The following is a 17717-nucleotide window of genomic DNA, read 5'->3' on the forward strand; positions in this document are numbered from 1 at the left end:
ATATTTTGTTGTAGCTACTTCTATTCGAAGCAGATCTCGATGAAGGCATTACCCCATTGAGATGAGAAAGGCATGATGATGATCGCTCCATCACACTTGTGACGAATCGTATGGCCTTTACCTGAAACCACGATTGGCGTTGCCATGTCGAAGTCAAAGCCGCTTTCTGCAAGAATACGTTTTGCACCACCTGTTACCATGTTAGTGATTTCACCCACCATATCGGTCACTTCTTCGTTGAGGCCGTTTGGTCGTTCACCTAGCATGTTTTCCATGATTTCGAGAGCGAGACCTTCATCGAAGGTGATCGACATCGAACCACGAGACTGTGTACCCACCATACCGATCAGGCCAGATACATCACCACGAGCGATTTCATCTTTCTTCACTCTTGGTTTTTGTGGCTTCAATTCTAGAGAAGCCATCGTTTTTAATACGTTCATCAAAGAAGCTAAAAACGGGTTTACAAATTCAGCGCGCATAATGTTCTTCTATAATCTTATTCTTTCATCTCAGAGGAGCAGCTTTGGCAAATGCCATGTGATTCAATGACATGATTGGTCAATTGAAAGCCATGCTTCTCAGCGTTACTCGCGAGTAGAGTGACAAGCGCATCGTCTTGCAGTTCTATCACAGTGCCACATTTATCGCAGATCAGTAGTTGAGAGAAATGTTTGTCGGCATTGCAAGAACAGCAGCATATAAAGCTATTGGTTGACTCAACTCGGTGAATGAAACCTTGTTCTAACAAGAAATCTAAAGCGCGATAAACCGTAGGTGGTTTGGCTTGTGGTTCACTGACTTTCAACTGCTCTAACAATTCATAAGCACTGGAGGCTTTTTTATTAGAGAGAATGAGCTCAAACACTCGCTTTCTCTGAGGCGTTAATCTAACACCTCGCGATGCGCATATCCCTTCAACTTGCTCTATTAATGTGTGGTCCAAATTTTTCACCATTCAATCGGCCATCCCTATTCAAACTCTATTTCTAGGTTACTACGTTTTGGGGGCCAATGATTTCTATTAAAGTCAGGTACAGAGCGTATTGTGACCCACGACTTTGAATAAGACAAGGTAACTCAAAATGACAGTGTGACTCAAGGCATAACTGATTAGTGAGGTTGAATTAGAGATCTGGTGAATAGGTTTATAAAAAAAGTGTGAGGCAAAGTTCATATAGCACAAACAGGGCATAGCATTTACAATAGCCGACCTTGCTTTTGCTGGGTATTCCAGCATATTTTTTTGACTCGCTACTAGGGTACTTTGCCATGACACATTCATGTAGGTTGTCCGTCGCTCCAATGCTCGATTGGATTGATTAAGCAGCCTTAGCAAGGGCTGAGCGAGTTTGAGGGGTACTATAGGGATACTAATTTGTTCAATAGGGACTCATGAGACTGATAAACATGAGCCCAAATAATAGTAGGTAGCCTCTAGGAAAGCATTTTCCAAAGGTAAAAGTAACCAGTAGCGACGGCCGCAATTTTCGAACCAAAGCAAAGCCACGTAAAAATGTTGCCCGCCCCTGTTACTTCGAAATCTGCACTTTCTATAGCTTCATAATTATCGCCATGCTGCTTTTTTAGCTCGTTTTCTTTAATTCTGTCCATCACGCCCCAAAAGGCTGAGCCAATAACCGACTGTAACAAATCAAGAGCTAAAGCTACTACAAACCATTTTAGAGCGGTAGTCTCGATAGCTAAGTTGGCTTTTTGCTGAACGAGTATCCAAACGACAGCGATACCAGCCAAAGCAATTTGTCTATTCGTAGCACTAGCTGCAGCAGTATATGCATTAAATTCGTTTCTCAGAAATTGTAAGTTCATCTCTTACCACTCCTAAATCGCATGCTTTGGAGCTTTAGGTCCACCACTACGTGTGTTTTTTACTAGGGTTCTTCCCTTTATCAGCTCGCCTTGTTCGCCATTTGGGGTGTAATGAACAACTACTCGTCGTGCTTTCCATCTCCCTCTGTGCGATGTGTTGTTTACGACTTTGGCAACAAGCATTCCCGATTCTGGTGAAACCGTGAATGTAATTTGTGTTTTCTCTTTCTTTTTGGCTTTGCGTTGCTGCTTTGAATCTTGAGCTTTTTCTTTATTAGTAAGCATTTCTTTCTCCATTCATTGAGTGATGTGTGATTTGAATGGATAATACATTGAAAGCTATGCATATTATACATTTATGGTTTGGTGTTTCATAAGATGTGATCTTACATCCTCTGCCCCGACCAAACGACTTCGCCAATAATCTGAAAATCTTCATTCTTCAGATCATCTTTGAGTAATTCCCAGTTTTCATAAGTATGGTTGTCACTAACCACCTTAATCACCTTTGGCATGAACTGAAGTCTCTTAACCATCAGTTGGCCATCGAAGCGAAAAACATAAACACCGTCCCCAGAAAACTCATCAACTTTATGAACCATAACTAACGCTTGGTTTTTTAGTGTTGGCGCCATGCTGTCGCCTCTAACGGGCATCAAGAAAACCTCATTAGGGTTAACGCCAATACTTTTGCTTATGAATTCTTCACTAAAGACGATTTCAGTCGACTTCTCTTCCCTTTCTACAAGTGCGCCATGTCCTGCGCTAACTTCCACATCATAGAAATCTAGAGTCATATATCCTTTTGGCGTCCCGAAACCGTCTCGTTCCTGTGCCATTTCTTCGGCTTTAAGAAAAATATTTTCAGGGATTTTTTCGCGTGATCGCCATGTTCTGACTGTGGACGGTGAAACACCTAAAGCCTTTGATAAATCTGTAATTTTTGCTGTTTTGGTAAGTTGCTTAAGTTCTGTTATTTGTTCATCAATAGTTTTCAAAGGGCACCTCTATTAAAATAAAAGCGTTGCAATAGCGTCTCATCGTTAATATTATTCAATCGCTTTAGGGACGATTAGGACGGTTTTGAATCGCTTAGAGTCTCATTTTGTTGCTTAGATAATAGATTAATAGGTGAGCTATGAATACAAACTTTGCGTTATTAGCCCGTTTCGGAAACCCAACGGTAGAGTTGAAACAAGTTAGCCAAGAATTCTTTGGTATTACCTCAAGGACAGCTGAACAAAGAGCGAAAGCTTGTGACTTTCCCGTCCCTACCTTCAAGTTGCGCGATTCAGAGCGCAGCCCGTCATTAATCAAGATAGAAGACTTAGCTGCTTACATTGATAAGCGCCACTCTGAGGCCATGCAAGACTGGCTATCCGTAAACGGATCAGAGGGTTGAACATGAATAATGTAACTACTCCGATTCACAGCGTTAGCGTAGACCTTTCTCATTCGAGTGAAGCCAAAGAGCTTTTAATGATAGTTAAAGGCCGTTTGTCTTGGTTAAGCCCGTCCTCACCTGAGTTTGAATTTTTATCTCCGATTTATAAGCAGTTGGTCGAAGCCGCAACTTTATTGGAAAGTTTGGAGGAATAGACATGCAGGTATCTGACCCGATCCACTTACCTTGCCCCGATATGCTTGGCATGGTTGACCCAAAACCGGAACTACGCGAACGCTCTATTCATTTGATAGAGCAGTTACGTGAAAAACATGGTTTATCGAAGCGTTCAAAGCGCAAAGCTAGACCGATGAATTACGTTTGCACAAATCATTCGTGTACGGGGCTGTAATGAACGAACAAGCGATGATAGCCGCACTTGCTAACATGGAAGCGAAAAGTGACGCAGGGGAACTCCCTCGTTACTCTGCATTCACTAAACGCTTCTTTCCTCGCTTGCCTAAAATCGTGCGTAACGATGTGAAGCGTAAAATAGCCAACCGTAAACAACGCCAAAACCCGACCAAAGAAAACCTGATACTAGCGGCAGAAGATGCCGTTAAATTTGGGCTAAAAAGAGCGCACTTCATTGAAGACAAATTCCCGTTTGTTGATAGTCGCGCCAAGACTCGAACTCAACCGTTAAGCCACGACATTTTGATGCGTGATGATGCCGTTAGTGAACTAGCAAAAAAGTTCGCTGATAAGTGTGCGTTACTGCTTACCGAAGAAAGCCAACCCGAAGTATTCAAAAGCTTTTTAGATGCGATAGAGCATGTTTACCAATTGCAAAAGGCTGAACTAAAAACGATTCATGTTAATGCGCCACAAGTGAACCTCAAAAAGCGCGATAAGAAACCGGAAGAGTTAGAACAAGACCTACAGGTAGCTGTGCTCAAGATGCAATCTGAATCTTGGATTGAGGGACGTTTGTTACACCTCCGAGCACAATACATTGAGTATTCACAAATCACGCTTGAACGAGTTGGTCAGGGAAAACATCAGTCACCGGTGATCAGTGCGTTGTCATTTGCTAACTGGAAACAGAAACAGCGTGACGCTAAAGCATTCCTTGAAACGATGGCCGTAATGAATAACGAGACGGGCGACTCATTCAATCTTGAAGATGTGATCAAGAGAACCACTGCTAATCCAGAAAATCGTCGCATTGAAATGATGGTGCGTTCCCGTGGTTTTGAAGAGTTAGCTCAAGACTTGGGTTATACCGCGCTTTTTATTACTTGGACGCTGCCGAGCAAATATCACCGAGTATCTAAAAATTGGAAAGGTGCGAGTGTGAAAGATGGTCACCAAGTACTTATGCAGCAATGGGCGTTAGGTCGAGCGCTCATAGCTAAAGAAGAGATTCATTACTTTGGTTTTCGAGTGGCAGAACCACACAAGGACGCAACCAGTCATGCTCACTACTTTTTGTTTTGTTCACCTGACGATAAAGACTTCATTATCGATACCTTAGAGTCGTGCGCTATCTCTGAGGATACGTTCGAACTAGGTTCTGATATTTCGCCTCGTTTTGATGTGAAAGAGGCTGATCCTAAAAAGGGCGGGGCGACTGCCTACATTGCCAAATACGTATCGAAGAACATCAACGGAAAGCACATGCCAGAGAATGAGGGTGAAGAATCTGCTTATCGTGCTCGTGCTTGGGCTTCCACTCACCGAATCCGTCAGTTTCAGCAATTTGGTGGTAAGCCTGTTTCCCTTTGGCGAAATCTACGCAGGGCAAAACCGGAACAGACCATGATAGACCCAAAGCTCGAAGAGCTGCGCCAAGCGGCAGATTCTTCGAAGTGGTCGCTGTTCTGCCAATTAGCTGATAGTGCAAAAGTTGCCTACCAATCGAAACAAAACCAATACGGTGAAACAACCAAAAAGGTGATCGGCTTTTCTTGGCTCGGTCGTCTTATCGAAACGTCTAGCGAGTGCTATTCGCTCGTTAAGAAAAAAGACGTGAAGCGTCTTCAAGAGGCGCGGAGCGTCTCACCTTGGAGCACTGAAAATAACTGTAACTCTCCCTTAGTTGAACATCTTCAACGCGCGACCGGATGGAGCGTGGAGGGAGTCCAATGCTTGATATCACCGCTAATGCGGGGAGCCAAAGTTCAAATTGATAAATACACGAGTATCAGCTTTAGAAACAACCGTCTGATTGTGTATTAAACCATTGCCAACGATGTGAATCAGGGGCTAAACACTAAACAACGTCGTGAGACAGAGGATTAAAAATGAAAATACTATCGCTTGAAGAGTGCCAAAGAGATTTAGCCGCTTTGGATGCGGCTGAAAAGCTAACGAGCAACATGAAAGTGGAAATCGACCGTTTCAAAGAAATGGATACCAGCAAGCTCATGAAAAAAGCCATGGGAATGCTGATGGGTGGCAACCTATCACTGGAAGCGTTAGGGCTTCCCGTCAATTTATTTGAGCAATTAGAGCAGCTCGAAAAACTCAACGGGGTGGCGCGCAGTAAATACCGAGCTGTCGTTGTGGCTAACCAAGAAAAGCTTAGTGAAGTGGAGAGCGTTGAGGTGAAACATGGCTAAATATGAAAACCCTGTTCGTGGGTATATTTCCTGTCCTGTTTGTCAGTCTGCAGCCACTACTCACCAAGTGGGTGAGGGACAATTGATCGCGTCTGGTGAGCCACCAAAAAACAGTCGTAACATTGGACTCATGTATTACCGTTGCCCTGAGTGCGGTAATAGTTCGAATAGTAAAAAGGTTACGGAGTTCATCAAAGCAAATTCTGTCGCAGAGTTAAGCGACCTTAAACCGAACTCAACCGAAAAAGGTTCGGTTATTGAGTCTGATTTGATAACTGAGCCTAACCCTACCGATGCAATTGAGTTAACCGAATCGGTGCAAGTGGATGAAGTCAGTAAAGACGAGGTTTCTAACCGAGAGGTAACCGAAACGGTCGTCACTGAAAAAACAGAAAGTCCCCTAAGTAAATTCCCCTTTAAACGAGTATTCGCGGGGTTAGCGTCGGTTATCTTCATCATTTGGGCTGTGTCTCAATTGCTACCGAAAGCCCCAACCGAACAACCGCAAGGGGGTGAGCATGGAGCAAGCTAACGAAACCTTACCAGGTGAGCAAGTTGAACTGGATGATTGGGGGGATTTTGGCTCTGTTATTCATCAGCTTGAAGAACAAGAGAAAGCCGAGAGCGATTTAGTCGGCTTAACCGAGCCAACCGAAACGGTAACCGAAGATAAAACAGAAGCGATGGCGGGCTTACTGAATATCTTGTTTGCCTTAACCGAGCAAGCGACTTCCATCATTTCAGGAGTTGAATTTGAGTTTGACGGTAAAGGTAAGCAAGCGGTTATGGATGCGGCTGAGCCTGTCTTTGCAAAACACGGTAGTACGCTTATGGGCGTGTTTGGGGATTACATCGAAGAGGCGACCTTATTGCTTGCGGTTCTTGGTTTGATTTATGCCTCTAAAAAGCAATTGGTCATGCTGCAACAATCAAAGGAGGTGGACGGTGAAAAAACCGAAGCCCCTAGCCCTACCGAACCCCGTTAACTCGAACCCGTCACATGATGCCGAGCACACCATTTATGTTGCGGGAACAGGAGGAGGTAAAACCTCAGCCGTTAAGCATTTGGGGCTAGTCCCTAAAACGGCTCAAGCGGTCTTTTTTGACCCCTACACCAACTACGCAAGGAGTAAATTTCAAGGTCAAATGTGCCACGGAACTTCATCACGCTTAACCTTTGTCAAAACGCTCATTATGGCGCGTCGTCGCGGTGGCTCGTTTAAGCTGGCCTACATTCCAGCAAACGGGGCAACGGCCGACGAATTAGAGTTCTTTGCGTCGGTGGTGTGGTCGGTGGGTAACGGTCGGGCTAGCCAGCTCTATACCGTGATCGAAGAATTGGCGTCATGTGTTGAAACCTCGGGCAAGCTTCGAGGTCGTGCGGGTGAGCTTTTGCGCGGAGGTCGTCAATACGGTCTGGTGGTGCATACGGTGTTTCAACGAGGGCAAGAAGTACCAAAAACCGTGACTGAACAATCAAGCGTTTGGTGGGTGGGCGCGGTTAACTCAATGAGTGATGCTCACTGGATAGCGGATAAACGTGGGTTGGATGTGAATATCGTGGCGGGGCTAAAGTCTGCCAAGGTCAATAAAGAACGCATTGGTAAACCGATAGCCGAATACTTATTGATTGGTGATGGTATCGGCAATATCGAGCACAAAGCGTTTAACTGTCAGTCAGGCTCTAAGCTCAATTTAAACTACCGTTAATCGGCCTTTTTAACCTATAGGTTACCCGTTCAACCTATAGGTTACTTTCCCTTCCTTTTTTTACCTCACTCCTATTTGATAAACGCTCAATTTGATTATTCACAATCCAACGTCGAGAGACAGGGGAACTCATGAAAGCTCAACATAAAAACATGTTGATTGCTGTAGCACTGACCTTACTGGTGATTGCCATCATCAATAACGTATCAACGCTAGAAGCAGTCAAAGAACTCATTAACGGCAAGCGTGGCTGGTTTTAAGGAGATATAAACATGTCAGTAAAACCAATCAAACTTAATTCAATGGTCGGTGCTGCTTGGGGGCAAAAAGGTACGCTACCTATCCCAGTAGGCCCTACTTATCAAGAGCTGGTACTAGAGACCAATGCCGAAGCTGCCGATATCGAGCGTTTGTCTATCACGCTTAATGCAGAAGAAATCTATGTCTTAACGGGCAGTGAGATTTTGATGCTTGAGCGTTACAAACAACGCGCTCATACAACAGGCCACTACGTGATCCCATTTAGTGATATTTCCGCACGTACTAAAAATGGTGTTCGTTACACGGGACTGGTGACGGAAGCGGGTGACAACATTCACTTAGATATCCAGTTCAAAGCGAAAGCCAGTGGCGACCCGCTATCGATTCAAGTCCATGCGTGGGTGACGAATGCGCAACCTGCACGAATCATCGTGCCAATGGTTAAGCGTGAAACCATGCCAGCGAACGCGGCAGGGGTGAACGAATTCACAAGCCTAGTATCAAGCCCATTGATTAGTTTACGTCGTGCGCACTTTATGCACACGGGTATCACTAAACTTGAAGTTGAGCGCGACTTTGTCAAAGAGTATGAAGCTAACAAGTTTATCAATGAAGCGAACGCCAAGCGTAACGAACGTACACCTCAAGCGGGTTACTTTCACTTCGATCCTATTGTGCGTGGTTTTTCTATCGATGAGCTATTTCCAACACAGCACAGCTCTAACTTGAAGTTCTCAGTAACAACGAGTGACGTAGCAGGCTCAATCCCTATTTTGGTTGAATCGGTGAAAGTGGTTCGCCCTGAAATGCTCGCGGGTCGAAGCTAAGGAGCCGATATGAGCTTTTTTGATGACCTCTTAGAGTTTGGGGGCGGTGCGCTTGATAGCGTGGGTGAAAATGCCGATTGGCTGTTTGGTGATGATGACAATTCATCTAACCCGAACACTACCCAGCAACCTAACGCACCCGTTGTTGATAATAACGGCAACGCTGTTACAACCCCTCAAGGCTCACTGGTAGCGAAAGATAACACCCTGCTTTATATCGGTGGTGGTATTGCTGCGCTGTTAGTGCTGGTTCTGCTTGTTGTCATGCTGAAAGGTAAATAGTTATGCCATTACTTTTCATTGGTTTAGGTGGGCTTGGGCTTGGATCTGCACTTGGGTTTGGTGTGAGTCAGGGCATCAATAAGGCTCTGACTGCTACCGCGTTGATTGCCCTGTTATACCTTGCCTACAAATCGGGAGTGTTTCGCTAATGCTAGGTTCATTAACGTCTTTAACGGGTGGCGGTGGCTTGACGGGCGGGTCTTCGGGTCCAGCAAAATCAGGTAATACGTCTAACACCACAAATAACAGTGGCTTTACTGCTGGCGCAATGAATTTTGGCAGCAACAACGGCATACCGTGGTGGGGAATTGCGCTTGTTGCTCTGATTGCGCTGTATGTTCTCACTCGAAAGTAACTTAATTCCTGAAACTTGGGGCAATGCCAAGCCGAGGCTATGTAAAGCCCTTGGTGATTACCTCAAACAAGCAGAAATTGAAGTTCAAGAGGGGCGAGAGTCCCTTTATCGAGTGGAAGATACCTACATGTTACTGCGCGGAGAGCAATCACAATCAGGCTCTAAGGAGTTGGTGGTGGTTGCGTTAGCGGGTGATATGGCAGCGGGTACGCTCAGTGCAATTAATCACGGTAAAGCGAACGGCTTTGACTCCATTCGCGCCCACTTTAGCAAACGCGGAGCCCATCGCTATATTCAGCGTAAATTACGATTGCCTGTTCGAGAGGTTGAAACTCACAAGAATGAGCATGTATTACAGATAAGGTTTGATGATATGGGCGGGAAAAGTAGCTCAAGAAGTGACGCTAAAACCGTCACCACAACCACAAACAAAAGCAATAGCCAAGGTATCGGTGGCGATAACAATGGCTTTGCGCTGTCAGGGATAGAAAACTCTGACATTAATTTAAGCATGACTGACCATGGCGCAATGGCGGTTGCAGGTCGAACGGCAGAAGAAGCGTTTAATTTCGGAACTGACGCATTAGATTTTTCAACAGATACCGTTGATGCATCTTTGGGATTTGGTGAGAAAGCGTTAGACGGAGCGTTCAGTTTTGGTGAGAGCGCATTGGATGCAAATACAAATCTTAGCGAGCACGCGATAGATTCCATTAAATCCATGGCAGGCCAACAAACGGAAACGACCAAAGCAGCACTTGCCATAGCAGGGGCAGCAAAAGCGCGAGAGCAAACGGGTGAGAACGAAAGTAATAACGAGCTACTGAAAAATGTGTCTCTTATTGTCGGGATTCTCGTCTCGTTATTAACGATGGCTTATATGTTCGCGGGGCGTAAGCAATGAAGCAACTGCATACCTTAAATACTGGTGAAGCAATTAAATTTAACGCAGGTCAGGCTGGTAAGTATCTCATCATGCGTGAGGCCAGTAATACCGTCATGCTGCGCGGTGATGCTCTGCGACCTGTAGAGATTGAACGCGGTGACACGGTTGATATCACTCGTTTTGACGAGCTTGAACTTTTTAATCACAAAGCGGATGCCGTGACGATTGAATATCAAATCGCAGATGTGCCAATCATCACCAAAGCGCAAAAAATTGATATCAGTAATTCGGTAGCGATTAGCGAGATTTTAACGCCCATTACCGTTGATAAAGTTCTATCCCCTATAAAGGTGGGCGAAGTCCAAACCGAGGTAAAAACACGCATTCAAAATGACGTCCTCAAGGTGGAAAAGCTTGCTGATTTGTACACCTTGCAAAAGGTCGGCAGTGGGTTATTGGATTTAACAAGCGATGAGCAAACTATTGATGGGAAAGCTGGGCGTAAAGGGCTCTTTATTCAGGCTTCTACCGACAATGCCAGTCCTGTGTTGGTGCAAGGCTTAATTGATCTTACAGCTGGCGGTCATACATTAATTCAAACGGATGCCATCGTGACACTGCAAGGTGCCATAGGCGATAGCGTCAAAGTAGGGGAGTTTATCTAATGTTCCAACTTTCAAACCCACCCCAAGCCTCTTCGAGTTCGGGCTCAGTTGGGGAAGTCGGGGCTAATGTCTTGGCCTGTATTCCTCTAAGTGCTCAAAATGGCGGGAGTGCGTCCGGTTTCGTGACCATCTTAAATAACCTTTATGACGATCCTGAGCGTAGTTATAACGCGGCTCTGTATCATCGAAATGAAAGCATTAATGGTGAGTGGGGTCGAAGAATGCAATTAAAGTCAGCAGTCGATTTGATAACGAAAGCGGAGCCTTATGATTCTGTATCGTTAATGATGTCGGTCACGCTCAAAGGGAAGATAAATCTTGATGCGTCAACGGCTGCGAAGGTGAGCGCGTTAGATACTCCTATTTCTTGCGTAATCGGAATTAAGACTCAAGCCGCCCCATCATATAGAGGCGCGTATTGCAGTGTGACAGCTGCGTACTCTTCGAGTGATTCTTCATTGGTCTTTGGTGGCTCGTCTGATGTTGTTCTTAATGTTCAAGCGGGCGATGTAGCCAGTATTGCTGAATCAGAACTTCAAATTTCTTTCGATGTGGAAGATATAACTAATGATGTGATGGTTTACTTGGAAGAGGCACCTGCAACGTTAGAAAACTTGTTTGGGCTTATTCATGTCAAAAAGGCGTGGATTGCTGAGGAAGCCGTTTATCCGGTGCCTGATTAACAAGGGTTTGGTGGTAATGAATATTAAGTATTTGCTAGTACTGGTTTTCCTAATCCTGTTTGGGGGGTACCTAATGAAAAAAGACAAGATAATCAAAATAGTGAGTGGCTTTGCTTTATCAGCGAGAAGTGAGATGCGCATGGTGGGTGTGCGCGGTGATTTAAAGCGAGTCGTTCGCCGCGCTATTGAGCTAACCCCGTTTGATTTTGGCATTACGTCAGGTAAGCGCACCGCAGAGGAACAGAACGCTCTATTCAAACAAGGAGCAAGCCAGTTAGACGGATACAACAAAAAAAGCCGTCACCAATCAGGCTGCGCGGTTGATTTTGTCGTGTACGACGAAAACGGCAAAGTGACGTGGGGCTTTAGTTATTACGAACAAGTGAGTTGGGCATTCAAGCAGGCAGCGGATGAGTTAGGTATTCCGATTGTATGGGGCGGTGATTGGGTCAGCTTTAAAGATGGTCCTCATATCGAACTCGATAGAGCCCATTACTCATAGTTACACCATCAAGTATTTAAGGAAGAGCAAATTACTATGAAAAGCTTATTAGAAAAAATCGGAATTGACCTTGACCAACCATCCACCAAAAAGGGTTTAGCGTTACTTGGCGCGGGAGCTGCTTTGGTAGCTGGTCACCCTGAGCTTATCACCGCAAGCATATCGGCAGATGGTGTTCAATTCGGTGGCCTTGTTGGCGCAAGTGCTCCAATAGTATTTGGCTTATGGGAAACTCTACGTAATGAGTTCAAGTAATGGCAGAGTATCAAACAATAATTGTTGCCGTTGTTAGTGCCTTGTCTAGCGGTGTTGGTGTGGGGATAGCGCTTAAAACGGATGTGAAGTGGTTGCGGCTGATGATGGAAAAGATGGATGAGAGATTAACTAAGCTTGAAAATAAAAGCCTTAGTTCGTAGGGGGCATTGATCAAATGAGACTATCGTTAGTTCTTAAGTGATACCTGCGTAAAGCAGAACAACCAGTAACAAGGTTCAAAGGCAACAAGAGAAAATAGACATGCTAGAACCAACATTTCCTTATGAATACACTATAAGCAATATTGCTGTAAGGACATTGCTGGCAACTCTACGCCCTAAAGAATAAGTAATTGGCAACTAAATGTGATTTAGATCACATTTTTTGTGATTTATATGATATTTTTAAAGTACTGGTTATTCATCCATGAATGCGGTGTATATACATCAAATACGTATAATATGCGCATGTAAGAGGCAGTACGCAGTTTTTACGCACTATCGCAGTAATGTATTTGTTTTGACAAAAAATGCACCTATAGCGCTTTTAGGGGCGTTTGATATTAAATTGAGATTGAAGTTGACAGTTATTGAGACGTCAGTATAATTCCGCGCCCTAAGAACGGCTATCTGCTGGCATTGACCTTCAGGTCGATAGCAATTAGAGTTCGTTTGTAGTCAGTAGTTAATGGAATTTATTCCATTAAGACTATACAAAATTTTGTCTCTGGCTTGATAACCCAGAAGACGATCTGAAGGATTAAGAACCCTGAGGATGTAAAACAAAGTCCGTTTGAACGTACATCAAAATGACTATAAACATTAAGCCCGTTCCCTGTAGGTGACGGGCTTTTCTCGTGCCTTGAGTTTGCATATGAGAACTTATGTGGTAACATATCAATATTCAAGTGAAAATACCTTCATATCTAGCTTGAATACATCTGTCTTATCAACAGATTGAAATGTAAATGTCGGCTCTTAACCGACTTAATGTACGAATGCATAACCTACAGAGGTAATACTAATGCGAAATGTAAACTTGAAACAAAATCAACCTAGCCTACACAAAGTGGGACACCCAATCGTAAAGCTAACAGAGAAACAATTCACTAACTACAGCAGCTTATGGGCTTCTCGTCAGGCTGGTAAATTGTCTAAAACAGCTCAATTGCTCAAAGCAATCTCTGATAACCCTCTCTCCCAAACTAATGAACTAAGACAACTAGCTGGTTGTAGTAATGTCCCTGACTTAGTGAATTCAATTAATAAAAAGCTGATGAGTAAAGGCTTAATGGTTATTCGTGTTGAACCCGTTGGTGTGGCTCGAAATGATGACTTCCATTTTTGGTGTCTAATTGAAGCACCAATCATGAATATTCCAGTGCAAATGGCTGTTAATGACCCTCTTAACTAGCACTTATATCAGCTATTAATTAAAGCACTACGATTGTAGTGCTTTTGGCATGTCTCAATATTCTTAACTTATTATCCGTAGAGTTAGTGGAAAAAGATTCATTGCGGAGTCTTATTGTGTAATTTATGCGGAAACAGTTGTGTATACACCTGCCATAATATGTTTAGGTTCCTATGACCTGTCACTTGGGCTACCTCTTCAATGGAGTAGCCCTTTTCAAATAGTCTACTAGCTCCCTCTCTCCGCAAATCGTGATACCTCAAGTCCTCAATACCTAATTCGTTTCGTACTCTTTGAAATCCGGCACTAACACTACGCGAGTTGTATGGGAAAATGAGTTCGCCTTTGTTCGGTTGTTTAAGTGCGATCTCAAATGACTCACCAAGTAACGGAACAATCATGTGGTTGCCCTCTTTCTTTCTTGGGTCTTTTCTGTCTCTGACGAGTATTGTTTTATGTTCTTGGTTGAGATCTTCCCAACGCAGCTTGCACACTTCACCTATTCGCATACAAGTAAGAATGCTGAAATCAAGAATGTCGGTGAATGGGATTCGAGTTGTGCCGTTTGGCCGGAAAGACTCACGTTGTTCTAATCCAAGCCTTAAGCATTTCAGTTCTTCTGAAGTAGGGCGGCGTGTTCGTTTCTGACTCTTACCAACTAACCCCATATCAATCAGAACGGGTACGGCTTCATCAAATATTTGGTGATTGGTATCGATGTTGAAGACAGGCTTAGACTTTTTCATTACAGAACGTAGGTAAGCAATATCATGATAAATCGTTGCGGGTTTGGCTCTTGCGCCTCTTCTATTTTTACAGTGCTCGATTAAATCGCTAGTTCGTAGCTGATTACTCTCAACTTGGGCGATGTCGCAATCCCTAAGCATTTTAATAACGTAGCGTTTTGTGCGGCCTGTATTGTCCCAGAGATCACGCTCAGCCATGAACAAATCGAGGAGTACCGAAAGGGGGACTGTTTTTGGCTGATTGAGTACCCCTTGAGCTTCTAGTTCAGCTACCCTTTTTTTACCGAAAGCTTTAGCGAGTGCTTTCTTTTTTAGAGTTTTGCTTTCCCTGTGTATAATGCGCGAATTCTTTTTAACGATGATTGTTACCTTGAACCTTGGTTCACCGCTTTTTAGCTTTCTGGTCTCGATGGTATAACTTGCCATTGTCCAACTCCTAAAGGGGTACTTGAGGGGTACTACAGGAAGTAATTCCGTTTAATTCTAGGTAATTCACTGTATGTTTGTACAGTATTAATTGAGACTGAATCATGACAAACACTAATAAAACCAGTAAATACGCTAGTAACCGACTTTCTGTTGCACCCATGCTCGATTGGACTGACCGCCACTGTCGTTACTTTCACCGTTTGCTTTCTCAGCAGACTCTTCTGTACACGGAAATGGTAACAACGGGCGCGATCTTACATGGTAAGGGCGACTTCCTAGAATATAACGAGCAAGAACACCCTCTTGCACTTCAACTTGGTGGTTCAAACCCTGTTGATTTGGCTGCTTGTGCCAAGCTTGCTGGCGAGCGCGGCTATGATGAAGTGAACCTAAACGTAGGTTGCCCTTCAGACCGAGTTCAAAATGGTCGCTTTGGTGCGTGCCTAATGGCTGAGCCTGAGCTGGTGGCGGATTGTGTATCGGCAATGAAAGAAGTGACCGATATTCCAATCACAGTGAAAACGCGTATCGGTATCGACGATCAAGATTCTTATGAGTTTTTAACTAAGTTTGTTTCTACGGTTTCAGAAAAAGGCGGCTGTGAGCAATTTACTATCCATGCACGTAAAGCATGGCTGAGTGGTCTAAGCCCGAAAGAGAACCGAGAGATCCCACCTCTAGACTACGATCGTGCATACCAAATCAAAAAAGACTTCTCAGATCTAGTGATCGCAGTAAACGGCGGTATCACTACGTTAGAACAGACTAAAGAACATCTTCAGCACCTTGATGGTGTGATGATCGGTCGTGAGGCTTACCATAGTCCATTTATTCTTGCGGAAGTTGACCAACAGATCTTTGGCTTAGATACGCCAATTAAGAAACGCTCACAAGTTGTGGAAGAGATGTACCCTTACATTGAGCGTGAACTTTCAAATGGTGCGAGCCTAGGGCATATCTCTCGTCATATGCTTGGTTTGTTCCAAAGCATGCCGGGTGCGAGACAATGGCGTCGCTACATCAGCGAAAATGCGCATAAGAAAGGCGCAGGTATCGAAGTAATGCAGACGGCATTGGCTAAGATTCCTAAAGAGCTGAACGTATAGCCTCTCTCAAGGTGAAGAGTCTAAGTTAAGGTTAAATTCGCCATTAGAGGCTAAATTTACCACTCTGATTTATTGAAAAGCCACGCATGGAAATGTGTGGCTTTTTATTTGATTGATAAATAAGGGTTTTATTGTTTTTTGTAACTTGGTACAGAAGCTGCAATGTTAGAAAGTAGGAAAGATAGGTCATGAACTCATTAGGGAGACCATTATGTTTGAATTAATCTTTGTTCTTATTTTCGTAGCAACCCTGCTTGTCACTGGTATTACGTTTATGACGGTATTGGCCGCAACTGGCGTAGCACTGTTAGTCATGCTGGTCTTGGGTATGATGAGTGTTGTTTTTAAGCTGTTGCCTTGGTTGATTGTGATTGCAATCGGTGTGTGGTTTTTCAAAAACTATGTACACAGTTCTAATCAAAGACGTTACTAACGTCATGGTGCCGTCAAATCTTTATTCACCAGCGGTTTATCGTTCTAGTCTTTAAGATGTGTGATAGAATTTTCCCCAATAATCTATGAATGTGCATACACTTAGCACAACGATATGGAATTGGAGCTATCTCAAATGAATAAAATGCCATTAATTGCTTTAGTGGGAATGCTATCTTTAAGTTCGGCAGTGGCTGCTGAAGAAGAGTTTTCTTACACGGCTAAAGTCGGTGCCGATATGTGGTGGGGAAGTACCAAGCTAAACGAAGTGAGACAAGACGAAGATTCTAACTCTCCTTCTGTGTATTTCGCATTTGAGCATAATGCCCCTATGCTGCCAAATGCTAGCTTCCGTTATACGTCTATTGATACGGATGCGTTGGCTTTTGATAAGTACGACTACACGTTTTACTACACTCTGTTAGAGCATAAGTTGATGAACTTCGATGCGGGTGTGACGTTTACTCAGTATTCAAACTCTAACTACATCGAACCAATAGCGACAAGCGCGAAGACGTCAACTTTTGATGAGTTTACATGGAGTTTCTACGGTAACGCAGAGATCAACGTTCCTGATACCAATTTCGATATCATTGGTACGATGGAGTTCGGTGATAGCAGCGGCATAAAGAGCACGGACTTAATGGCAGGTGTTCAGTACCGAATTCCTGTGTCAGAATCTGAAATTGCTCTGCGTGGTGGCTACCGTGTTATCGACCTAGACTCAGATGAGTTCTTTAAATCTGATCTAGGTAAAAACTTTGTCATGGTAGATGGCTGGTTTGCTGGTGCGGAAGTTCGTTTCTAAGCGATTAAAGCTTATTTTGAAAAGCATTTAGAACAAATTTTAAGAACGTCACTTTATTAAGTGGCGTTTTTTATATCTATTGATTATATCTTTCTGGAATTAGTTAGCACATTCATCACTTTCGACCATCCTTATACAGAGAGCTGATTAGCGTCTATTCTTATAGAGTCTATGTTGTGAGGTCAAAGCAAGGGATGGAATATGACACTCAATGAATTACGAAATTTATATCGAGAAAACCTACTAGTGGAAGCGGTCATAGAGCCCTCAATACAAGAAGGGTCTTGGGTTGTAGAGTTTCGCCATATGGGAGGCGGCTTTGTTCTGCTCACTGATGTTCATGGTGAGGAGTGCCATTATGCGGATCTAGACTTAGCATCTAAGTCGGCAATGGCGGTTGGCTTTCAGCAAGTACGGATCGAAAACCAGTAAGTCAAATTGCGTTTCAATCGGTTTTTACTTCCAAAAAGTTATAAAACATACTTTTCTATTCTTTCTTGTTATTAAAAGGAGTGGTTA

30 protein-coding genes are annotated in these 17717 nt (G+C 43.7%); 24 read left to right on the plus strand and 6 right to left on the minus strand.

What is annotated here, in order from left to right; all coding sequences use genetic code 11:
* Positions 1–20: 20 nt before the first annotated feature.
* From FLM53_RS09405 to FLM53_RS09425, 5 genes are all read right to left on the minus strand, one after another.
* Positions 21–482: a chemotaxis protein CheX gene (locus FLM53_RS09405; RefSeq protein ID WP_017059940.1), complete on the minus strand. Its 462-nt coding sequence runs from the start codon at positions 480–482 to the stop codon at positions 21–23.
* Between the two features lie 17 nt (positions 483–499).
* On the minus strand, positions 500–958 hold the full coding sequence (gene zur, locus FLM53_RS09410; protein ID WP_026084434.1) for a zinc uptake transcriptional repressor Zur: 459 nt from the start codon (positions 956–958) through the stop codon (positions 500–502).
* A gap of 479 nt (positions 959–1437) precedes the next feature.
* Positions 1438–1830: a hypothetical protein gene (locus FLM53_RS09415; RefSeq protein ID WP_176680802.1), complete on the minus strand. Its 393-nt coding sequence runs from the start codon at positions 1828–1830 to the stop codon at positions 1438–1440.
* A 12-nt stretch (positions 1831–1842) separates the two neighbouring features.
* Complete coding sequence (locus tag FLM53_RS09420) at positions 1843–2115, minus strand: hypothetical protein (RefSeq protein ID WP_176680803.1); 273 nt, start codon at positions 2113–2115, stop codon at positions 1843–1845.
* A gap of 101 nt (positions 2116–2216) precedes the next feature.
* Positions 2217–2828 (minus strand): S24 family peptidase, encoded by a 612-nt coding sequence (locus FLM53_RS09425; protein WP_017078247.1) that lies wholly within the window; start codon positions 2826–2828, stop codon positions 2217–2219.
* Between the two features lie 140 nt (positions 2829–2968).
* Here FLM53_RS09425 and FLM53_RS09430 point away from each other — a divergent pair, with 140 nt between their 5' ends.
* The 20 genes from FLM53_RS09430 (at position 2969) to FLM53_RS09515 (ending at position 13677) form a co-directional block, all read left to right on the plus strand.
* Positions 2969–3232: a pyocin activator PrtN family protein gene (locus FLM53_RS09430; RefSeq protein ID WP_176680804.1), complete on the plus strand. Its 264-nt coding sequence runs from the start codon at positions 2969–2971 to the stop codon at positions 3230–3232.
* 2 nt (positions 3233–3234) lie between these two features.
* The gene (locus tag FLM53_RS09435; RefSeq protein ID WP_132941225.1) at positions 3235–3429 is read left to right on the plus strand and encodes a hypothetical protein; all 195 of its coding nucleotides are present in this window, start codon (positions 3235–3237) and stop codon (positions 3427–3429) included.
* 2 nt (positions 3430–3431) lie between these two features.
* Complete coding sequence (locus FLM53_RS24000) at positions 3432–3626, plus strand: hypothetical protein (RefSeq protein ID WP_048662771.1); 195 nt, start codon at positions 3432–3434, stop codon at positions 3624–3626.
* Positions 3626–5455 carry a replication endonuclease gene (locus FLM53_RS09440; RefSeq protein WP_176680805.1) on the plus strand — a complete coding sequence of 610 codons (1830 nt, stop codon included), beginning with the start codon at positions 3626–3628 and terminating at the stop codon, positions 5453–5455. Before FLM53_RS24000 ends, FLM53_RS09440 begins: the two co-directional genes overlap by 1 nt.
* Before the next feature lie 65 nt (positions 5456–5520).
* On the plus strand, positions 5521–5838 hold the full coding sequence (locus FLM53_RS09445; RefSeq protein WP_176680806.1) for a hypothetical protein: 318 nt from the start codon (positions 5521–5523) through the stop codon (positions 5836–5838).
* Complete coding sequence (locus FLM53_RS09450) at positions 5831–6370, plus strand: hypothetical protein (RefSeq protein WP_176680807.1); 540 nt, start codon at positions 5831–5833, stop codon at positions 6368–6370. The genes FLM53_RS09445 and FLM53_RS09450 overlap by 8 nt, the downstream gene beginning before the upstream one ends.
* Positions 6357–6824 (plus strand): hypothetical protein, encoded by a 468-nt coding sequence (locus FLM53_RS09455; RefSeq protein WP_176680808.1) that lies wholly within the window; start codon positions 6357–6359, stop codon positions 6822–6824. The genes FLM53_RS09450 and FLM53_RS09455 overlap by 14 nt, the downstream gene beginning before the upstream one ends.
* Positions 6733–7548, plus strand: coding sequence for a hypothetical protein (locus FLM53_RS09460; RefSeq protein WP_370780645.1), 816 nt, complete (start codon positions 6733–6735; stop codon positions 7546–7548). Before FLM53_RS09455 ends, FLM53_RS09460 begins: the two co-directional genes overlap by 92 nt.
* Positions 7549–7679: 131 nt before the next feature.
* The gene (locus FLM53_RS24005; RefSeq protein ID WP_256099348.1) at positions 7680–7808 is read left to right on the plus strand and encodes a hypothetical protein; all 129 of its coding nucleotides are present in this window, start codon (positions 7680–7682) and stop codon (positions 7806–7808) included.
* A 12-nt stretch (positions 7809–7820) separates the two neighbouring features.
* Positions 7821–8636, plus strand: coding sequence for a major capsid protein P2 (locus tag FLM53_RS09465; RefSeq protein WP_050621038.1), 816 nt, complete (start codon positions 7821–7823; stop codon positions 8634–8636).
* Positions 8637–8645: 9 nt separating this feature from the next.
* Positions 8646–8918 (plus strand): hypothetical protein, encoded by a 273-nt coding sequence (locus FLM53_RS09470; protein ID WP_004735826.1) that lies wholly within the window; start codon positions 8646–8648, stop codon positions 8916–8918.
* 2 nt (positions 8919–8920) lie between these two features.
* On the plus strand, positions 8921–9067 hold the full coding sequence (locus tag FLM53_RS09475; RefSeq protein ID WP_170960258.1) for a hypothetical protein: 147 nt from the start codon (positions 8921–8923) through the stop codon (positions 9065–9067).
* Entirely contained in the window at positions 9067–9273 is a 207-nt protein-coding gene (locus FLM53_RS09480) for a hypothetical protein (protein ID WP_004735824.1), read from the plus strand. Before FLM53_RS09475 ends, FLM53_RS09480 begins: the two co-directional genes overlap by 1 nt.
* A complete protein-coding gene (locus tag FLM53_RS09485; RefSeq protein WP_176680810.1) occupies positions 9254–10177 on the plus strand; it encodes a hypothetical protein in 924 nt (307 codons plus the stop codon). The genes FLM53_RS09480 and FLM53_RS09485 overlap by 20 nt, the downstream gene beginning before the upstream one ends.
* On the plus strand, positions 10174–10824 hold the full coding sequence (locus FLM53_RS09490) for a hypothetical protein (protein ID WP_102435957.1): 651 nt from the start codon (positions 10174–10176) through the stop codon (positions 10822–10824). The genes FLM53_RS09485 and FLM53_RS09490 overlap by 4 nt, the downstream gene beginning before the upstream one ends.
* Positions 10824–11507 (plus strand): hypothetical protein, encoded by a 684-nt coding sequence (locus FLM53_RS09495; RefSeq protein WP_176680811.1) that lies wholly within the window; start codon positions 10824–10826, stop codon positions 11505–11507. The genes FLM53_RS09490 and FLM53_RS09495 overlap by 1 nt, the downstream gene beginning before the upstream one ends.
* 73 nt (positions 11508–11580) lie before the next feature.
* Complete coding sequence (locus FLM53_RS09500) at positions 11581–12009, plus strand: M15 family metallopeptidase (RefSeq protein WP_176680940.1); 429 nt, start codon at positions 11581–11583, stop codon at positions 12007–12009.
* 36 nt (positions 12010–12045) lie between these two features.
* Complete coding sequence (locus tag FLM53_RS09505; RefSeq protein WP_176680812.1) at positions 12046–12264, plus strand: hypothetical protein; 219 nt, start codon at positions 12046–12048, stop codon at positions 12262–12264.
* Positions 12264–12425, plus strand: a complete 162-nt coding sequence (locus FLM53_RS09510; protein ID WP_176680813.1) for a hypothetical protein — start codon at positions 12264–12266, stop codon at positions 12423–12425. The genes FLM53_RS09505 and FLM53_RS09510 overlap by 1 nt, the downstream gene beginning before the upstream one ends.
* A gap of 862 nt (positions 12426–13287) precedes the next feature.
* Positions 13288–13677, plus strand: a complete 390-nt coding sequence (locus FLM53_RS09515; RefSeq protein ID WP_176680814.1) for a hypothetical protein — start codon at positions 13288–13290, stop codon at positions 13675–13677.
* Positions 13678–13775: 98 nt separating this feature from the next.
* Here the strand turns inward: FLM53_RS09515 and FLM53_RS09520 are convergent, their stop codons facing one another.
* Positions 13776–14849 carry a site-specific integrase gene (locus tag FLM53_RS09520; RefSeq protein WP_176680815.1) on the minus strand — a complete coding sequence of 358 codons (1074 nt, stop codon included), beginning with the start codon at positions 14847–14849 and terminating at the stop codon, positions 13776–13778.
* 104 nt (positions 14850–14953) lie between these two features.
* On the opposite strand from FLM53_RS09520, the gene dusA reads away from it, so the two are divergent.
* The 4 genes from dusA (at position 14954) to FLM53_RS09540 (ending at position 17630) form a co-directional block, all read left to right on the plus strand.
* Positions 14954–15958, plus strand: coding sequence for a tRNA dihydrouridine(20/20a) synthase DusA (dusA, locus tag FLM53_RS09525; RefSeq protein ID WP_019822275.1), 1005 nt, complete (start codon positions 14954–14956; stop codon positions 15956–15958).
* A gap of 211 nt (positions 15959–16169) precedes the next feature.
* Positions 16170–16391 (plus strand): envelope stress response protein PspG, encoded by a 222-nt coding sequence (gene pspG / locus FLM53_RS09530; RefSeq protein WP_017632687.1) that lies wholly within the window; start codon positions 16170–16172, stop codon positions 16389–16391.
* A 135-nt stretch (positions 16392–16526) separates the two neighbouring features.
* Positions 16527–17198, plus strand: coding sequence for a TIGR04219 family outer membrane beta-barrel protein (locus FLM53_RS09535; protein WP_256099349.1), 672 nt, complete (start codon positions 16527–16529; stop codon positions 17196–17198).
* A gap of 201 nt (positions 17199–17399) precedes the next feature.
* Positions 17400–17630 (plus strand): hypothetical protein, encoded by a 231-nt coding sequence (locus FLM53_RS09540; protein WP_017632684.1) that lies wholly within the window; start codon positions 17400–17402, stop codon positions 17628–17630.
* Positions 17631–17717: the final 87 nt, after the last annotated feature.

This window comes from Vibrio sp. Scap24, assembly GCF_013394185.1.
Lineage (GTDB): Bacteria > Pseudomonadota > Gammaproteobacteria > Enterobacterales > Vibrionaceae > Vibrio > Vibrio pomeroyi.

Excerpts from the sequence above, each read along its gene's own strand:
- FLM53_RS09405 (WP_017059940.1), bottom strand. The coding sequence starts at position 482 with ATGCGCGCTGAATTTGTAAACCCGTTTTTAGCTTCTTTGATGAACGTA.
- zur (WP_026084434.1), bottom strand. The coding sequence starts at position 958 with ATGGTGAAAAATTTGGACCACACATTAATAGAGCAAGTTGAAGGGATA.
- FLM53_RS09415 (WP_176680802.1), bottom strand. The coding sequence starts at position 1,830 with ATGAACTTACAATTTCTGAGAAACGAATTTAATGCATATACTGCTGCA.
- FLM53_RS09420 (WP_176680803.1), bottom strand. The coding sequence starts at position 2,115 with ATGCTTACTAATAAAGAAAAAGCTCAAGATTCAAAGCAGCAACGCAAA.
- FLM53_RS09430 (WP_176680804.1), top strand. The coding sequence starts at position 2,969 with ATGAATACAAACTTTGCGTTATTAGCCCGTTTCGGAAACCCAACGGTA.
- FLM53_RS09435 (WP_132941225.1), top strand. The coding sequence starts at position 3,235 with ATGAATAATGTAACTACTCCGATTCACAGCGTTAGCGTAGACCTTTCT.
- FLM53_RS24000 (WP_048662771.1), top strand. The coding sequence starts at position 3,432 with ATGCAGGTATCTGACCCGATCCACTTACCTTGCCCCGATATGCTTGGC.
- FLM53_RS09440 (WP_176680805.1), top strand. The coding sequence starts at position 3,626 with ATGAACGAACAAGCGATGATAGCCGCACTTGCTAACATGGAAGCGAAA.
- FLM53_RS09445 (WP_176680806.1), top strand. The coding sequence starts at position 5,521 with ATGAAAATACTATCGCTTGAAGAGTGCCAAAGAGATTTAGCCGCTTTG.
- FLM53_RS09450 (WP_176680807.1), top strand. The coding sequence starts at position 5,831 with ATGGCTAAATATGAAAACCCTGTTCGTGGGTATATTTCCTGTCCTGTT.
- FLM53_RS09455 (WP_176680808.1), top strand. The coding sequence starts at position 6,357 with ATGGAGCAAGCTAACGAAACCTTACCAGGTGAGCAAGTTGAACTGGAT.
- FLM53_RS09460 (WP_370780645.1), top strand. The coding sequence starts at position 6,733 with ATGCCTCTAAAAAGCAATTGGTCATGCTGCAACAATCAAAGGAGGTGG.
- FLM53_RS24005 (WP_256099348.1), top strand. The coding sequence starts at position 7,680 with ATGAAAGCTCAACATAAAAACATGTTGATTGCTGTAGCACTGACCTTA.
- FLM53_RS09465 (WP_050621038.1), top strand. The coding sequence starts at position 7,821 with ATGTCAGTAAAACCAATCAAACTTAATTCAATGGTCGGTGCTGCTTGG.
- FLM53_RS09470 (WP_004735826.1), top strand. The coding sequence starts at position 8,646 with ATGAGCTTTTTTGATGACCTCTTAGAGTTTGGGGGCGGTGCGCTTGAT.
- FLM53_RS09475 (WP_170960258.1), top strand. The coding sequence starts at position 8,921 with ATGCCATTACTTTTCATTGGTTTAGGTGGGCTTGGGCTTGGATCTGCA.
- FLM53_RS09480 (WP_004735824.1), top strand. The coding sequence starts at position 9,067 with ATGCTAGGTTCATTAACGTCTTTAACGGGTGGCGGTGGCTTGACGGGC.
- FLM53_RS09485 (WP_176680810.1), top strand. The coding sequence starts at position 9,254 with ATGTTCTCACTCGAAAGTAACTTAATTCCTGAAACTTGGGGCAATGCC.
- FLM53_RS09490 (WP_102435957.1), top strand. The coding sequence starts at position 10,174 with ATGAAGCAACTGCATACCTTAAATACTGGTGAAGCAATTAAATTTAAC.
- FLM53_RS09495 (WP_176680811.1), top strand. The coding sequence starts at position 10,824 with ATGTTCCAACTTTCAAACCCACCCCAAGCCTCTTCGAGTTCGGGCTCA.
- FLM53_RS09500 (WP_176680940.1), top strand. The coding sequence starts at position 11,581 with ATGAAAAAAGACAAGATAATCAAAATAGTGAGTGGCTTTGCTTTATCA.
- FLM53_RS09505 (WP_176680812.1), top strand. The coding sequence starts at position 12,046 with ATGAAAAGCTTATTAGAAAAAATCGGAATTGACCTTGACCAACCATCC.
- FLM53_RS09510 (WP_176680813.1), top strand. The coding sequence starts at position 12,264 with ATGGCAGAGTATCAAACAATAATTGTTGCCGTTGTTAGTGCCTTGTCT.
- FLM53_RS09515 (WP_176680814.1), top strand. The coding sequence starts at position 13,288 with ATGCGAAATGTAAACTTGAAACAAAATCAACCTAGCCTACACAAAGTG.
- FLM53_RS09520 (WP_176680815.1), bottom strand. The coding sequence starts at position 14,849 with ATGGCAAGTTATACCATCGAGACCAGAAAGCTAAAAAGCGGTGAACCA.
- dusA (WP_019822275.1), top strand. The coding sequence starts at position 14,954 with ATGACAAACACTAATAAAACCAGTAAATACGCTAGTAACCGACTTTCT.
- pspG (WP_017632687.1), top strand. The coding sequence starts at position 16,170 with ATGTTTGAATTAATCTTTGTTCTTATTTTCGTAGCAACCCTGCTTGTC.
- FLM53_RS09535 (WP_256099349.1), top strand. The coding sequence starts at position 16,527 with ATGAATAAAATGCCATTAATTGCTTTAGTGGGAATGCTATCTTTAAGT.
- FLM53_RS09540 (WP_017632684.1), top strand. The coding sequence starts at position 17,400 with ATGACACTCAATGAATTACGAAATTTATATCGAGAAAACCTACTAGTG.